Source organism: Maribacter algarum (ex Zhang et al. 2020), assembly GCF_005885635.1.
GTDB lineage: Bacteria > Bacteroidota > Bacteroidia > Flavobacteriales > Flavobacteriaceae > Maribacter_C > Maribacter_C algarum.
In genome coordinates, this window is the sequence record NZ_VATY01000003.1 from 616,748 (window position 1) to 631,520 (window position 14,773).

Sequence of the window (14,773 nt, forward strand, 5' to 3'; positions counted from 1 at the left end):
CTAGCGGATTTTTAGTGTCACTATAGTCATGATTGCCAAGAAAATACCGACAATCCAGAAGCGAGTTACTATCTTGCTTTCGTGATATCCTTTCTTCTGAAAATGATGATGTACGGGTGACATTAAAAAAATGCGTCTTCCTTCTCCGAATTTCTTTCGTGTGTATTTGAAATATCCCACCTGTAACATCACGGAAAGCGACTCGGCAAAAAAGATTCCGCATAACACCGGAATCAGTAATTCTTTTCTCAAGATTATTGCCAAAACCGCGATAATACCACCAATAGTCAAACTACCCGTATCGCCCATAAATACTTGCGCAGGGAAGGTATTGTACCATAAAAATCCGACTAAGGATCCTACAAATGCGCTTACGAAAACCAACAGCTCTCCAGAACCGGGTATATACATGACATCTAGATATTCCGAGAAGAAAATATTACCAGAAACTAAGGCAAAAACACCAAGAGTAAACACGATTATTGCCGAACTTCCAGCGGCAAGTCCATCAATACCGTCTGTTAAATTCGCACCATTAGATACACCTGCGACAATTAGAATAATTATGGGAATGAAAATCAACCATGCATATTCCTTAGCTCCATCACCAGCCCAACCAATTAAATCTCCGTAATCAAATTCGTTATTTTTGAAAAAAGGAACTGTTGTCATGGTGGATTTGATTTCTTGGCCCCTTACTTCTTCAACTGTAAATTGTTCTGTAATTATAGTTTTGCTATGCTCGCGCATAGTCACCTCGGGATGAAAATAAAGCGTAGCACCAACGATAAGACCGAGACCAATTTGACCTAAAATCTTAAACCGCCCTTTGAGTCCTTCTTTATTTTTACGGAATACCTTTATATAATCATCTAGAAAGCCAATAACACCCATCCAGACGGTAGCTGCAATTAACAGAATGATATAAATATTATCCAATTTTGTAAAAAGCAACACCGGAATCAAAGTCGCCAAAATGATAATTAACCCACCCATAGTTGGAGTTCCGGCTTTCTGCTTTTGACCATCAAGGCCTAAATCACGAACGGTCTCTCCAATTTGTTTTTTCTGTAAAAAGAGGATAATACGCTTTCCATAAACCGTAGCAATAATCAAAGAAAATAAGATTGCCATAGCCGCACGAAACGTTGTGAACTGGAACAAACTAGCCCCAGGCACTTGGTATTGTGTTTCTAAATACTCGAATAGATAGTATAGCATTACTCTCTTTTAGCTTTGTAGCCCTTCAACTGCTTCAGGGTGACATTTTTTATCTTTACTCTCTTTTCTTTATTCTACTTATCAAGACTTTTCAAAAAATCTTTTACCATTTTAAAATCATCAAAATCGATACGCTCACCGTTCGTCTCTTGATAGGTCTCATGGCCCTTACCTGCCACTAGAATAATATCATTGGCAGAAGCGAGTTGACAAGCAGTTTTAATTGCTTGTTTTCTATTTTCTACGGATAGTATTTTTTTTACATTTTGAGGCTCGACACCACCTTCCATCTCCTCGATAATAGTCGCCGGGGACTCTGTACGGGGATTATCTGAGGTAAAAATTGCCTTGTTGCTCATTTCTGAAGCGATATGACCCATAACCGGCCGCTTAGATCTGTCTCTATCGCCACCACACCCCACAACGGTGATGACGTTTTCATTTCCAGTTCTCAATGTGTTGATAGTTTCAAGCACATTTTTTAGCGCGTCCGGTGTATGGGCATAATCGACTATTGCTGTAATTTTCTCTTTCGATATAAAATATTGGAATCGCCCATCAACGTTTTCCAATTCACTTAACAATCTTAAAATCTCTAATTTTTCCAACCCTAATAAGTCTGCCGTAGCGTAAATCGCTAACATATTATAGGCATTGAAATGACCAATTAACTTAGACCAAAGTTCGTTGTCATCAATTTTCAACAATTGACCATCAAACTGATTCTCCAATATTTGAGCACGGTAATCGGCATAATTTTTTAGAGCATAGGTTTTCTTTCTTGCCACTGTGTTCTGCAGCATTATTAAACCATTCTTATCATCAATATTGGTTAAAGCAAATGCCTTTTTGGAGAGGCTATCGAACAACTGCTTTTTAGTATCCCTATATTCGGCAAAGGTATTATGGTAGTCTAGATGATCGTGAGACAGATTCGTGAAAATCGCCCCTTCGAAGACTAACCCTTCCGTTCTTTTTTGATGAATACCGTGTGAGCTTACTTCCATAAAACAGAATTCCACCCCTGCCTCGTTCATCAAACTCAAATGTTTGTTTATAACCAAAGGATCTGGTGTAGTATGACTTGTCTTATATTCTGTATCATCAACCATTATCTTTATGGTTGAAAGCAAACCAACCTTGTAACCTGCCTTTTTAAACAACTGATACAACAAACTACTGACGGTTGTTTTTCCATTGGTACCTGTTGTACCTACTAGTCTTAAATTTTTAGATGGATTGTCGTAAAAATTGGAAGCCATTATCGCTAAGGCTTGGTTCGAATCATGAACTTCTACATACGTGATTTCATTGACCAGCTGTTCCGGAAGCTCCTCACAAACAATAGCTTTTGCCCCAGAGTTGATTGCCTTTTCAATATATTTATGTCCGTCAGTAATCGTTCCGCGAACAGCAATAAAGACATCGTCCATCTTGACATTTCGAGAGTCAAAATGAATTTCGTTGACCATGACATTTGTAGAGCCACTTACTGCCCTAAGACCAACTCCATATAATATATCTTTCAGCAACTTCACGATAATTCGAGCACTATTTTTTTAGATTTTTTAATATCCGTACCATGAGAGACGGATTGTTTTTTGACCTTTCCATTCCCTTTAATCTCTACTTGCAAGCCCAAGTTTTCTAAAATGGAAACTGCATCCATTCCGCTCATTCCTTTTACATTGGGCACTTTGCTATGTTTCTTTTGTGCTTCTGCAAAATATTCTTGATAGGCATTATCCAAACCTGCATATTTAGCCTGAAACATATCGACCTCATCAACCAAGGGTGATGTGGCGTATACTTTTTGGGCAATCGATTTAAAAACCGGACCAGAAACATCCGCACCATAATAGCCCACACTTTTATCAGGTTCGTGAATCACCACGATACAAGAATACTTAGGCTCATCTGCTGGAAAATATCCGGCAAACGTGGAAATATATCCGAATTTATCACTGGTTTTGTCTTGATAGTTTTTCTGAGCAGTACCTGTTTTTCCGGCCATGGAAAAATTAGGAGAATACATACGATGACCTGTACCATGCTTTTTCTCAACTACATTCTTTAATAATTGCTGCACTTGCTTAGCCGTTTCCCTAGAACAGACTGAAGGATTGATAATTTCCTTATCAAACTTTTGAATAGTCTTGTTCCACTCTTTCACTTCTTTTATCATTCGCGGTTTTACCATTACCCCATCATTTGCAATGGCATTATAAAATGTCAATGTTTGAAGCGGCGTCATAGATACCTCATAACCATAAGCCATTTGTGCCAAGGAGAGACCTGACCAGCCCTTGTCACCAGGATAACGTATTAGGGGCTTTCCTTCACCTTTAATGGGGAGGCCGATTTCTTTGCCCAGATTCATGCTCATTAACCGATTCACATATCTTGAAGGTTTCTCTTTATAACCCTCGTGGACCATTTGAGCAAATGCGACATTGGAAGAAACTTCAAATGCCTTTGCCATTGAAATTTTACCATGACCACCATGTTTTGTGTCTTTTACCCGATGTCTATATATTTTCCAAGATCCCTTACCCGTATCTTTTACCGAACTCGTATCTATTATCTTATCTTCTAAAGCGGCAACTAGGTTCATTAATTTAAAAGTAGAACCTGGTTCGTGCGATTCACCTATGGCATAATTTAGGCGCTCATAATATTTCCCCTCTTTCGTAATTCCAAGATTGGAAATCGCTTTGACTTCTCCCGTCTCTCGCTCCATTACAATGACAGAACCATGATCTGCCTTGTATTTTTCCAATTGACCGAGCAAAGCATGATGTGCAATATCCTGGATATTGATATCAATTGTTGAAATCAAATCATAACCATCCTTGGGTTCTACTATATTGTCCCACCCAATAGGCTTCCATTGCCCTTTCGCTATTTTTTGTTTTAGGCGTTTTCCCTCTATCCCGCGTAGGTATTCTCCAAAAGCGCGTTCAAGACCAACTCCACTATAGTAACCGTTTTCATCAACATTTTCATAACCAACACTTCGCTCAGCGATTTTCCCTAACGGATGTTCGCGGACGGTTTTTTGTTCGACGATTAGTCCGCCTTTATATGGCCCTTTATTAAAAAGAGGGAATTTCTTCACTTCCATGTAATCGGAGTAATCTAAATTCCGGGCAATTAAGGTGTAGCGATTTTTGTTTGCTTTGGCCTTCCGTAAGATCTGTTGATAATGTGACGTTGGTTTACCCAACAACTCTGATAATTTTGCCGAAAGAGGTTTTATGTTTTCTTGAAAATCTTCTTTTTTTACCGTAACCGCATCAAATCGAATAGTATATCGGGAAACGGAGGTTGCCAACAAACTACCATCATCTGAAATTAGATTACCTCGATTCGGGGCAATCGTAAACATCTTTGTAGTTCGCTTTTCGGCAAGGTCGCGGTACTTTTCACCATTTACCATTTGAATGCTGACCAGCTTAAAAACTACAACGCAGGCAAATAGGAAGAGGCCACCGGCTACCACATACAAACGGGTCAATATTTTTTTATCACTTGCCGCCACTACTCTATTTTCTTTGCTTTTACTTTAATTTTTTTTGGAGGAGTTTCCGAGGGATACAATTCTTTTTCTTGAAGCACCTCAGTTATTTTTGATTCCAACTTTAACTTTTGAACATCGGAGCGCACATCTACGAATTCACTATTCAATTCTTTCACTTCTTCATTTAAAGCTGCAATTTGATGCACCTTTTTATCCGCACTATGCGAACTACCAATCATTACCGCAGCTAGAAAGGAGACGAATATGATAAACAGCCAATTTTTGGGAGCATCACCACTCACCAAAAACTTTCCTTTCAAAATGTCTAAGATTCCTTTTTTAACCATAATTATATTCGTTCTGCTATGCGCAACTTTGCGCTTCTTGCTCTATTATTGACTTTTATTTCTTCTCTTGAAGGAACTATCAAGCCTCCTACCTTTTTAAACGGAACATCAATATTTCCGTAGAAATCTTTTTCAGGTTCACCTTCAAATTGACCTGCTCTTATAAACCGTTTTACTAGACGGTCTTCTAAGGAGTGGTAACTGATAGCACTTAATCTTCCGCCTTGATCTAATAAATCGGGAATTTGCATTAAAAACTCCTCGATAACCGCAATCTCCTGATTCACCTCAATACGAATGGCTTGGTAGACCTGTGCTAAAATTTTATGCTCTTTTGACTTGGGCAAAAATTGGCGCAACGCTTCTTTCAATTGTTCGGTAGTTTGAATAGGACTCTCCTCTCTTTCAGCTAGTATGGCTTTTGCCATTGCTCCACCACTTCTTAAATCACCATATTTGAACAACACATTCCGTAATTCTTCAAATTCATAGTTGTTGACCACATCATAAGCGGATATTTGGTTCTTCTTACTCATACGCATATCCAAATCCGCATCAAAACGTGTTGAGAACCCACGTTCCGCTTTATCAAATTGATGTGATGAAACACCAAAATCGGCTAAGATTCCATCAACCTTCCGAATGCCATAGAACTTTAAAAACTGTTTGATGTATCTGAAATTTTCATTGATCAGTGTAAACCGATCATCCTCTAGAGCATTCGCCAAAGCATCTTCATCTTGATCAAAAGCAATCAACTTGCCTTTCTCTCCGAGCCGTTTCAGAATTTCCTTGGAATGGCCACCGCCACCAAAGGTTACATCAACATATATTCCATCCGTTTTTATTGCTAGTCCATCAACGGACTCCTTCAATAAAACCGGATTATGATACATCTTCTGAGTCATCGCCATCATCACCCATCACTTCCTCTGCTAAACTTGCAAAGTCCTCCGCCGTTTCATCCAATACTTTTTCGTAGCTGTCTTTATCCCATATCTCAACAATGTTTATTGCTGAGCTCAAAACCACTTCTTTTGCAATTCCTGCCACCGCAACTAAATTTTTCGGAATAAGTAACCTTCCGGTAGCATCAATCTCTATCATTTTAACTCCCGCAGAAAAACGTCTGATAAAATCATTGTTCTTCTTTTTGAAGCGGTTCTTCTTGTTCATCTTCTGCATAAGAAGATTCCATTCCGCCATGGGATATAATTCCAAACAAGGCTGAAAAACGGACCTTTTTATGACAAATCCCTCTTTCAGAACAGGCGCCATCTGATTTTTTAGGGCAACAGGTAACATTACCCTACCTTTGGCATCGGCTTTGCAGTCGTATGTTCCAATGAAATTGATCACTTAAAAGTTTGGTTTTCATTTAATAACTCAAATATATATATTTTATTACCACATTTTACCACATTTTACCACTTTCTTATAAAAAACGACCTTTTTTAGATGAACTGCATCAAAACATGACCTAAAATTGTCATTCGAAAAATCGATTTTCGAATCACTTTCTTGCATTTCAAAAGAAAACAGCTATCTTTTGCCCCAGCTAACCAAGCCTGCTTTTAATAAGGGAAATCGTATATTTGCCTGCAGCGACAGAAGTGCCCCTGAATGGAAGAAAAACTAATTACCGAAGGAAAATTCAAGTATGTTGAAATAGGGGAAGGAACCCCTATTATCATTTTACATGGTCTTATGGGGGGCTTGAGTAATTTTCATGGAGTCACTGATCACTTTCCAAAGAAGGGATATAAGGTTCTTATTCCTGAATTGCCGATTTACGATATGCCAATGATGAAAACCAATGTGAAACAATTCGCAAAGTTTTTGGAAAAATTCATCGAGTTCAAGGGGTTGAAAGATGTAATTCTATTAGGAAATTCGCTGGGCGGACATATTGGTCTTCTACACACCAAACTATACCCTGAAATGGTTAAGGCCCTGGTGATTACCGGAAGTTCAGGACTGTATGAAAGTGCTATGGGTGATGGATACCCAAGAAGGGGTGACTACGAATTCATTAAGAAAAAGGCACAAAACGTTTTTTACGATCCCGCGGTAGCGACCAAGGAAATCGTTGATGAAGTTTTTGCCACAGTAAACGATAGAAGTAAAATTGTAAAGACCCTTGCCATTGCTAAAAGTGCCATCAGGCATAATATGGCAAAAGACTTGCCTAAAATGAAAACACCTACGTGTATCATATGGGGAGAAAATGATGGGGTTACACCACCTGACGTAGCCGACTTGTTTCACGAACTCCTCCCCGATTCTGATTTATTTTGGATGAAAAAATGTGGGCATGCTCCAATGATGGAACATCCTGAAGAATTCAATACTATTTTGGATGCCTGGTTGGAAAAACGTGGTTTCTTAGGAGAAAAATAGACTTCTCATCTACTCACAATACAAGCACTGTCGTGAAAATCAAATCTGCCAACTTTGTAATGAGTAATTCTGATGTGACCAAATGTCCTTCAGAAAAATTACCCGAATATGCTTTTATCGGAAGATCTAATGTTGGGAAATCTTCACTAATCAATATGCTGATGGACCGCAAACATTTAGCCAAAACATCAGGTAGACCAGGTAAAACACAGCTTATTAACCATTTTAAAGTCAATGAAAATTGGTTTTTAGTTGATTTGCCAGGTTATGGTTATGCGCGGGTTTCGAAAAAAGACAAAAACACTTTCCAAAAATACATCACCAATTATTTTGAACAGCGAAAACAATTGGTCTGTTCCTTTGTTTTGGTAGATATTCGACATGAGCCCCAAAAGATAGACATGGAATTTATGGAGTGGATGGGCGAAAACAGCATTCCCTTTTGCATCATATTTACCAAGGCGGATAAACTAAAACCCAAAGTGATTGAAAGGCAAGTAGACGACTATTTACAAGAGTTAATCGATGGTATTTGGGAGGAAGCTCCACAACACTTCGTCACTTCTTCTTCCAATGGTACGGGAAGAGATGAATTGCTCAGTTTTATTCAAGAAATTAATCTACAGTTCTTTAAAGAGAAAAAGGGTTGATGTTCTGAGCTCGAAGCTCGATGTTTATGAAGGGCGAATAAGGAGTAAAAAAACATTTTATGTTTTTATAGGAAAAATACTACTTTCGTGTTTATGGAAGTTCCTATGAAATTTAAGTTTGAAAAACTCATCATTTGGCAGGATGCTATGAAAATGGGAGAGGAAATGAATGGTTTGGCTGAAGAGTTTCCAAAGAAAGAAATATATAACCTTTCTTCTCAAATCCGGAGAGCTGCTGACTCAATAGCCCTAAATATTTCTGAGGGTTCTATTTTACAGTCAAAATCAGAATTTAGAAAATTTATGGGATATGCCATCAGGTCGTTAGCAGAGGTAGTGACTTGTCTTTATAAAGCTAAAAATAGGGATTACTTAAAATTAAAGGAGTTTAATAAATATTACAATGAAGCCTATAAACTTATGAATATGATGGTAGCTTTCAGAAACAAAATCTAATAAAAAAATATAAAACATCGAGCATCCAACACCGTGCACCGTGCATCAAACCTCATTTTAATCAACCTCAAAAATAGGACCTCACACCAATTAAAGTAATCAAATCCTCAGCACTTTGCATTTCATTCAACTCTTCAGTTCTAACGAACACCTCTAACCCTTTTCCACTTTCGTTCAATACTATTGGAAAAGTAAACTTGTGCCCAAACTTTGAAGCATAAGCCTTCGCAAATTCATCTTTATGCAAAAACTCCATTTTAATATCAGTCTCCTTTCTGAATTTTTTCCAAATCGAATTCTCGGTAAAAGCCCCGTAGGTAATATCACAAAGACTGCACTCATAGGTATCAGGACTAAATATTTTATGTGCACTATCCATAATCATATTTCGTATTCCTGAATCGGCATTATAGATAAAAATTAGTTTTTGCAATTTGGTATCCTTTATTTTTGCAAGGTAAAGCTATATATTTATGATAAAGTGGATTAAACCATTTTACTCGATAATTGAGACCCGCCTGCCGGACGGGCAGGTTTAAAATGCTCCGACGCTTGCGTCGAAATCAAAGTTAATTTTCCTTTTAATGCCTGGCGGGTTTGCCCAGTTATTTACTATTTAAAAACAATTTATGTCTCTTAAAAGCATCAATCTCCTCCTTTTCTTAATCCTGTTTCAATTACAGTGTAAGTCACAGAAAACAGACGTAGCTTACACTTCTGAGATTCTAAAAATTATACCTTTATCTGAAAACGTCTTCCGACATGTTTCCTACCTGGAAACCCAAGATTTTGGTAAGGTAGCCTGCAATGGTCTTATTTTCATAAAAAATAATGAAGCCATAGTGTTTGACACGCCAACCCATAATAAGGAATCAGAGGAGCTAATAGCATGGCTGGCTAACGAAAAAAAAGCTACTGCAAAAGCAATTGTAGTCAATCATTTTCATATTGATTGTTTAGGGGGACTTGCTGTTTTTCACAATCATAATATTCCTTCTTATGCCAATGAAGAAACCATAGAATTGGCTAAAAAAGATAACGAAACCGTACCACAAGTAGGTTTCAAAGTTCAAAACGAATTGGAAATAGGTGGCGCTACAATTATTAATAAACATTTTGGGGAAGCCCATACAAAAGACAATATCGTAAGTTACATTCCAAGTGAGGAACTGATTTATGGGGGTTGCATGGTAAAAACAGTAAATGCTTCAAAAGGAAATCTTGAAGATGCTAATGTTACAGAATGGAGTAATACCATTCAGAACATAAAAAAGAATTACCCCAATTTAAAGATGGTTGTGCCCGGTCATGGTAAGCCTGGCGGAATAGAACTCCTAGATTATACTGAAGAACTCTTTAAAACCAATTGATATGAAAAATACACTGAAATGTATTTTGATAGTATTACTAATATTAGGATGTAACGAAAAGGCTGAAAAGCCAAAGGAACAAACCCCACTAGTTATAGCTCCTTTTGATAATGTGGATACCTTGGCGATTAATGATTGGTGGAATCGAGCCGACAATCCTATTATCAATTTGAAAGTTGATAGGGATAGTGTAGTTTCCTTTGGGATTTATACCGTTTCTAACCAAACCTTAAAGCTATCTGCGCAGTTATACCCCTTATACCCAGATGAGTCACGTGAGGTACTTTTGGAAATTGAGAATTATGGGAATTGGGAGGAAATCCAGAAACAACAAATCAATGATATCGGATGGTCCGCTTTATTTCGAGTTGAAAATTGGGATACTACAAAAGATATAAAATATCGGATTCGCCATGGCGAAAAAGCGCAATTTGAAGGATTGATTCGGAAAGACCCCGCAGACAAAGAAACCATATCAATAGCAGCGCTTTCCTGCAATTCTAACAAGGATCGTGGCATGCGTGAAAATTATGTTCGTAATATCAATTATCAAAACCCCGATTTGATATTCTTTGCGGGAGACCAATCCTACGACCATACAGAACATACAGCTGCTTGGTTGAAATTCGGACTCCAGTTTCGCGAAACTTTTCGCAATCGCCCTGCAATCACCATTCCGGATGACCACGATATAGGACAAGGCAATCTTTGGGGAGAAAATGGAAAATTATCAGTTACCAAGGGTAGTCCCGATGGCGGTTACCGTTATCATACCGCGTATGTAAAAATGGTAGAACGTTGTCAAACCGCTCATTTGCCCGACCCGTATGACCCTACTCCCGTTGAGCGGGGCATTGGCGTATACTATACAAATCTGCTTTTAGGCGGAGTTGACTTCGCCATTCTCGAAGACCGAAAATTCAAATCAGGACCTGAAGGAAAAATTCCGCAACAAGGTCCGCGACCTGACCACATTCGGAATCCTGAATACGACCCTGCCTCAATAGATTTACCCGGACTTACTTTATTAGGAGACCGTCAATTGCAATTTTTAGAGCATTGGGCAGATACCAACAAAGAAGCCATCAAAGTAGTTCTTTCCCAAACTGGTTTTTGTGGAGGCGCCCATATTCATGGAAATCTTGAGAATCGCCTTCATGCCGATTTAGACTCCAACGGCTGGCCTCAGACTGGCCGCAATAAAGCTTTGACATTGATTCAAAAAGCAAATGCTGTTCATATCGCTGGAGATCAACATTTGGCAACCGTAATCAAACAAGGCATCAATGAATTTGGTGATGGCCCTTGGGCTTTTGTAGTTCCTGCAATAGTAAATGACTATTACAGCCGCTGGTGGTGGCCCGAAGATGAAAAAGCCGGCGATAACCCCAACCCAAATACTTCTTTACCTTGGACAGGCGACTATTTAGATGGCTTTAATAACAAAATTAGTATGATGGCTTATGTTAATCCTGAAAGTCCATCAAAAGGTGGTGGATACGGATTGATACTTTTTGATAAGAAAAAAGAAACGGTGACTTTTGAATGTTGGCCAAGGTATGTTGATGTTACTAAAGAAGATGCTCAGCAGTTTGAGGGATGGCCGATTACGGTAGGTGTAGACTAGCCTTTTTGATTTATTTAAATATTTAAAAACGTTTGTACTTGTTTGTAAGCATTTACACCGCAGTAGTTACCGATTTATATTGCTTTTCTATAAAGTTTATGAGATTTTTGAACTATTGCGTTTATACACTAGTTGTACACAAGCCGAACAAAAGAGAAACTATGAACAAATTAAATCATCTTAAAATATTAATCCTATTATTTCTCTTTTCCTGTTCAAATAATTCCAAAAAGGATTCAGAAATAGTTGAACCCAATTTTTATTCACAAGGGCTTAATAATAGAACTGCTGCAGAATGGGAACCAGCTTTAGGCACATTATTTGTTTGGCCATTGAGTATTCCTCATAAATTGGTAATCGAACTAGCGTATGACAATCATCTATTTACGATGGTGGAAAATGAGGACTCTCGAAAAGAAGCGGAAAAATGGTTTAAAGAATGGCGCATAAATCCAGAAAATGTAACTTTTATTTATGCAAAACAAGGAGTTGACGCATGGTGGACAAGAGATTGGGGACCAAGTGCAGTTTTCACAAACAAAAAAGAGTACAAATTAGCAGATGGGAAATACATTTATTCAACACCTGTAACTGGTTTAGCTTGTAACGATTCATTGCAATTCCTCTATAAAGATGAAAACAATAAAGTAAAACTAACGCAAATTGATGATGATGCAACAATTCCCCTTTCAGAACAATTAGGTTTTGAAATTTTGGATTTGCCTATTAACAATACAGGAGGAAGTGTATTGACCGATGGATTGGGAACAGCTTTCTCTACTTGCATTATCCTCAATGAAAATAAATATCACGGAATTGACAGTGAAAATTTTCTTAAACTAAATGATTCTTTACTAGGCTTTCAAAAATATAATATCATTTCTAACTTTGAAACTTACGGAATTCAGCATATAGATTGCTTACTAAAACTTATAGACGAAGAAACTATTTTAGTCGCAGAACCACCTAATGACCACGAACTATACGATATCTACAATGAAATTGTCACCAAGGAGCTTTCGATTTTAAAAACACCTTATGATAATCCTTATAAAATATTAAAAATAAAGACTGAACGATATAAAGAGGAGCGTTTGGCTGCTTATACTAATTCTCTTATTTTAAACAAAACGGTTTATGTTCCGCTTTTTGATATACCACAAGATTCAATTGCATTAAAAACTTGGAGTGATGTAATGCCAGGATATAAAATCAAAGGGTTCAAATACGCCTTGGATGACGAACCTTTCGTAACAGAAGAATTAAGAAAGCATTACGGAACTTATGGCTGGAATAATGGAGATGCCCTGCATTGCCGAACAAGAGCAATTTGGAATCCAGAAATGCTTTTTATAAGTGTAAATAAAATTTCGCCTGAAGTCGATTCAAATCAAAAGAAAAAAGTATTCGCAACATTAATCGACTATAGTAAAAAGGGTTTAGTTGAGAATAAAAATGAGCTATTATGGAGAATAGCAGGAGAAACTGAATGGAAAACTATTACGCTTTCACCAACAGATACAGAAAACCTTTTCTCTGCTGAAATTCCGAATTATAATTCTGGTGAAACTATAGAATATTATATTTCGGCTGTTTCAAATTCAGGAGAAAAAGAAAGACGACCAATAACAGCACCAATTGCAACATATAAATTTACAAATAATTAAAAGGCCAGTGTACAACAATGGCTATAAGTAATTGCTTGTTCTCGCTTACTTTGGAAATTCCTGCGGAATTCCCAACTCGGTGCGCACTTGCAAAGTTAAATGCTAACCGACGCAACTACTCATAGCCAAGACCGTTACCTCAACTCCAACTTCTCAGCAAAATATGCACAGAAATCTTTCATCTGGGCGGTCATTTTTTCATCTTGTGTAGCTTTCATAAAGGTGTCAGAAAGCGATACCAGGGTCTGATGAAAGAAGATTTTCATTTCATCGACAGGCATATCTTTCGTCCATAAATCAATTTTCAAAGATTCTTTGTTTTTACTATCCCAAACCGATAAGAGCATTGCTTTTGCCTCTTCATTGTCCACTCCCCCATCCTGAGCGGACCAATTGAGGGTTTCCGGAACGCGGTTTTCATCCAAACCAACAGTTAAAGTGATTTCTGAAGTATGTAGCTCTGCCATAATATTCTGTATTTTTTTTACCCAGGATTATCTATTGGGATTTGGAATTTAATTTATTGAAATTTAATATCCGCAGGATATTATTTGGTGGGCTTGTAGTTTGCTTTCTTAAAGATTTCCTCGGCCGGTATATTTAACAATTGTTGCGGGGTAATCTCATTTTTGTCCATAAAGGCACGTACAATTTGCCATCCTATATATTGGCCTACTCGGCCAGGAGACTCATTATCTATTAGTTCCAATCCAAATTTTGAAAAAGGCGCTGGTTCTAAAAAGCGCAATCGCAATTCACCATCCGTACTATATAAACGTTCTTGCTCAATAAAGTTTCTCCAAATGGGTTCTTCGTTAGCAATGGCCCAATCGAGTTGGTCTTGAGTGTATCCTATTTTAATGGTGTCATCTGCCGTTGGCAATAACTTATCCTTTAAGTATAAAAGCTTTCCATAGTAAATCATATCAGCTAAAAAAGTTCGGTCTCGTAATCGAGGTACAACTTTGCGCGTAAAATTATCTGCAACATCAGCTGTTATATACTTTTTATCCAATCCTTCGGAAATGTAATTTTGAATATCAACGTAAAAATGGTGTTCAGGACCCAAATAATTATCCAATCCTATCAATAATAAAGAATCAGCCAAAATAACCCGATAATTATACTGCACTTCATTGGTCAAGGTAATGACTCTAGGCTCCTCGAATTCAGGAAAATAATATTTGATATGTTGAAAGAGGCTTTTTAGTTCTTTAGATTCATCATCGAAATTTGGAAAGGCCTTCGCTACCTCATCAAAAAGTTCGATTTGTATCGTATCTCGAAGTTTAGCTTCCCAAACACTATCGGTGTACTGTGCGGGGAATAAATAAGGATATTTAGCTTTTAACTTTGGAAGGTCTGTTGATTCTGCTGATGCAAACTCCCTATCAAACCTCGAAACATTTACTTCTATAGGAATTTTGCCAATTTCGGCCTCTACCTTGTCCGTATCATTACATCCAAAAAAAGCAAGTGAGATTAGCAAAACGATAAAAATAGGTCTTTTCATAA

At 37.6% G+C, this 14,773-nt stretch carries 15 protein-coding genes; 6 read left to right on the forward strand and 9 right to left on the reverse strand.

The annotated features are described in order from the left end of the window. The 6 genes from mraY to mraZ all read right to left on the reverse strand — a co-directional run bounded on the left by mraY (position 1) and on the right by mraZ (position 6,447). Positions 1 to 1,221 carry a phospho-N-acetylmuramoyl-pentapeptide-transferase gene (gene mraY / locus FEE95_RS16400; protein WP_138659068.1) on the reverse strand — a complete coding sequence of 407 codons (1,221 nt, stop codon included), beginning with the start codon at positions 1,219 to 1,221 and terminating at the stop codon, positions 1 to 3. A 74-nt stretch (positions 1,222 to 1,295) separates the two neighbouring features. After that, positions 1,296 to 2,759 carry a UDP-N-acetylmuramoyl-L-alanyl-D-glutamate--2,6-diaminopimelate ligase gene (locus tag FEE95_RS16405; RefSeq protein ID WP_138659069.1) on the reverse strand — a complete coding sequence of 488 codons (1,464 nt, stop codon included), beginning with the start codon at positions 2,757 to 2,759 and terminating at the stop codon, positions 1,296 to 1,298. After that, positions 2,756 to 4,762, reverse strand: a complete 2,007-nt coding sequence (locus tag FEE95_RS16410) for a penicillin-binding protein (protein ID WP_138659070.1) — start codon at positions 4,760 to 4,762, stop codon at positions 2,756 to 2,758. The genes FEE95_RS16405 and FEE95_RS16410 overlap by 4 nt, the downstream gene beginning before the upstream one ends. Then, on the reverse strand, positions 4,762 to 5,088 hold the full coding sequence (locus FEE95_RS16415) for an FtsL-like putative cell division protein (RefSeq protein ID WP_138659071.1): 327 nt from the start codon (positions 5,086 to 5,088) through the stop codon (positions 4,762 to 4,764). The genes FEE95_RS16410 and FEE95_RS16415 overlap by 1 nt, the downstream gene beginning before the upstream one ends. Before the next feature lie 2 nt (positions 5,089 to 5,090). After that, positions 5,091 to 5,996, reverse strand: a complete 906-nt coding sequence (rsmH, locus tag FEE95_RS16420; RefSeq protein ID WP_238474610.1) for a 16S rRNA (cytosine(1402)-N(4))-methyltransferase RsmH — start codon at positions 5,994 to 5,996, stop codon at positions 5,091 to 5,093. Then, a complete protein-coding gene (mraZ, locus tag FEE95_RS16425) occupies positions 5,974 to 6,447 on the reverse strand; it encodes a division/cell wall cluster transcriptional repressor MraZ (RefSeq protein WP_138659072.1) in 474 nt (157 codons plus the stop codon). Before mraZ ends, rsmH begins: the two co-directional genes overlap by 23 nt. 264 nt (positions 6,448 to 6,711) lie before the next feature. Between mraZ and FEE95_RS16430 the strand changes: the two genes are divergently transcribed. From FEE95_RS16430 to FEE95_RS16440, 3 genes are all read left to right on the forward strand, one after another. Next, the gene (locus tag FEE95_RS16430) at positions 6,712 to 7,488 is read left to right on the forward strand and encodes an alpha/beta fold hydrolase (protein WP_138659073.1); all 777 of its coding nucleotides are present in this window, start codon (positions 6,712 to 6,714) and stop codon (positions 7,486 to 7,488) included. 32 nt (positions 7,489 to 7,520) lie between these two features. Next, entirely contained in the window at positions 7,521 to 8,138 is a 618-nt protein-coding gene (gene yihA, locus FEE95_RS16435) for a ribosome biogenesis GTP-binding protein YihA/YsxC (RefSeq protein WP_138659074.1), read from the forward strand. Positions 8,139 to 8,243: 105 nt separating this feature from the next. Continuing rightward, the gene (locus tag FEE95_RS16440) at positions 8,244 to 8,594 is read left to right on the forward strand and encodes a four helix bundle protein (protein ID WP_138659075.1); all 351 of its coding nucleotides are present in this window, start codon (positions 8,244 to 8,246) and stop codon (positions 8,592 to 8,594) included. 67 nt (positions 8,595 to 8,661) lie between these two features. Here FEE95_RS16440 and FEE95_RS16445 read toward each other — a convergent pair whose 3' ends face one another. Beyond that, positions 8,662 to 9,027 carry a GTPase gene (locus tag FEE95_RS16445; RefSeq protein ID WP_212748449.1) on the reverse strand — a complete coding sequence of 122 codons (366 nt, stop codon included), beginning with the start codon at positions 9,025 to 9,027 and terminating at the stop codon, positions 8,662 to 8,664. Positions 9,028 to 9,223: 196 nt separating this feature from the next. Between FEE95_RS16445 and bla the strand changes: the two genes are divergently transcribed. From bla to FEE95_RS16460, 3 genes are all read left to right on the forward strand, one after another. Further along, on the forward strand, positions 9,224 to 9,964 hold the full coding sequence (bla, locus tag FEE95_RS16450) for a subclass B1 metallo-beta-lactamase (RefSeq protein ID WP_138659076.1): 741 nt from the start codon (positions 9,224 to 9,226) through the stop codon (positions 9,962 to 9,964). A 1-nt stretch (position 9,965) separates the two neighbouring features. Beyond that, a complete protein-coding gene (locus FEE95_RS16455) occupies positions 9,966 to 11,591 on the forward strand; it encodes an alkaline phosphatase D family protein (RefSeq protein ID WP_138659077.1) in 1,626 nt (541 codons plus the stop codon). A 161-nt stretch (positions 11,592 to 11,752) separates the two neighbouring features. Then, the gene (locus tag FEE95_RS16460) at positions 11,753 to 13,258 is read left to right on the forward strand and encodes an agmatine deiminase family protein (protein WP_171037072.1); all 1,506 of its coding nucleotides are present in this window, start codon (positions 11,753 to 11,755) and stop codon (positions 13,256 to 13,258) included. Positions 13,259 to 13,392: 134 nt separating this feature from the next. Here the strand turns inward: FEE95_RS16460 and gldC are convergent, their stop codons facing one another. After that, on the reverse strand, positions 13,393 to 13,725 hold the full coding sequence (gene gldC / locus FEE95_RS16465) for a gliding motility protein GldC (protein WP_138659079.1): 333 nt from the start codon (positions 13,723 to 13,725) through the stop codon (positions 13,393 to 13,395). A gap of 80 nt (positions 13,726 to 13,805) precedes the next feature. Then, positions 13,806 to 14,771: a gliding motility lipoprotein GldB gene (gldB, locus tag FEE95_RS16470; protein WP_138659080.1), complete on the reverse strand. Its 966-nt coding sequence runs from the start codon at positions 14,769 to 14,771 to the stop codon at positions 13,806 to 13,808. Positions 14,772 to 14,773: the final 2 nt, after the last annotated feature.

Coding starts and splice junctions, on each gene's coding strand:
- FEE95_RS16415 (WP_138659071.1), bottom strand. CDS start 5,088: ATGGTTAAAAAAGGAATCTTAGACATTTTGAAAGGAAAGTTTTTGGTG.
- bla (WP_138659076.1), top strand. CDS start 9,224: ATGTCTCTTAAAAGCATCAATCTCCTCCTTTTCTTAATCCTGTTTCAA.
- rsmH (WP_238474610.1), bottom strand. CDS start 5,996: ATGACTCAGAAGATGTATCATAATCCGGTTTTATTGAAGGAGTCCGTT.
- FEE95_RS16455 (WP_138659077.1), top strand. CDS start 9,966: ATGAAAAATACACTGAAATGTATTTTGATAGTATTACTAATATTAGGA.
- gldC (WP_138659079.1), bottom strand. CDS start 13,725: ATGGCAGAGCTACATACTTCAGAAATCACTTTAACTGTTGGTTTGGAT.
- FEE95_RS16440 (WP_138659075.1), top strand. CDS start 8,244: ATGAAATTTAAGTTTGAAAAACTCATCATTTGGCAGGATGCTATGAAA.
- mraY (WP_138659068.1), bottom strand. CDS start 1,221: ATGCTATACTATCTATTCGAGTATTTAGAAACACAATACCAAGTGCCT.
- gldB (WP_138659080.1), bottom strand. CDS start 14,771: ATGAAAAGACCTATTTTTATCGTTTTGCTAATCTCACTTGCTTTTTTT.
- FEE95_RS16460 (WP_171037072.1), top strand. CDS start 11,753: ATGAACAAATTAAATCATCTTAAAATATTAATCCTATTATTTCTCTTT.
- FEE95_RS16430 (WP_138659073.1), top strand. CDS start 6,712: ATGGAAGAAAAACTAATTACCGAAGGAAAATTCAAGTATGTTGAAATA.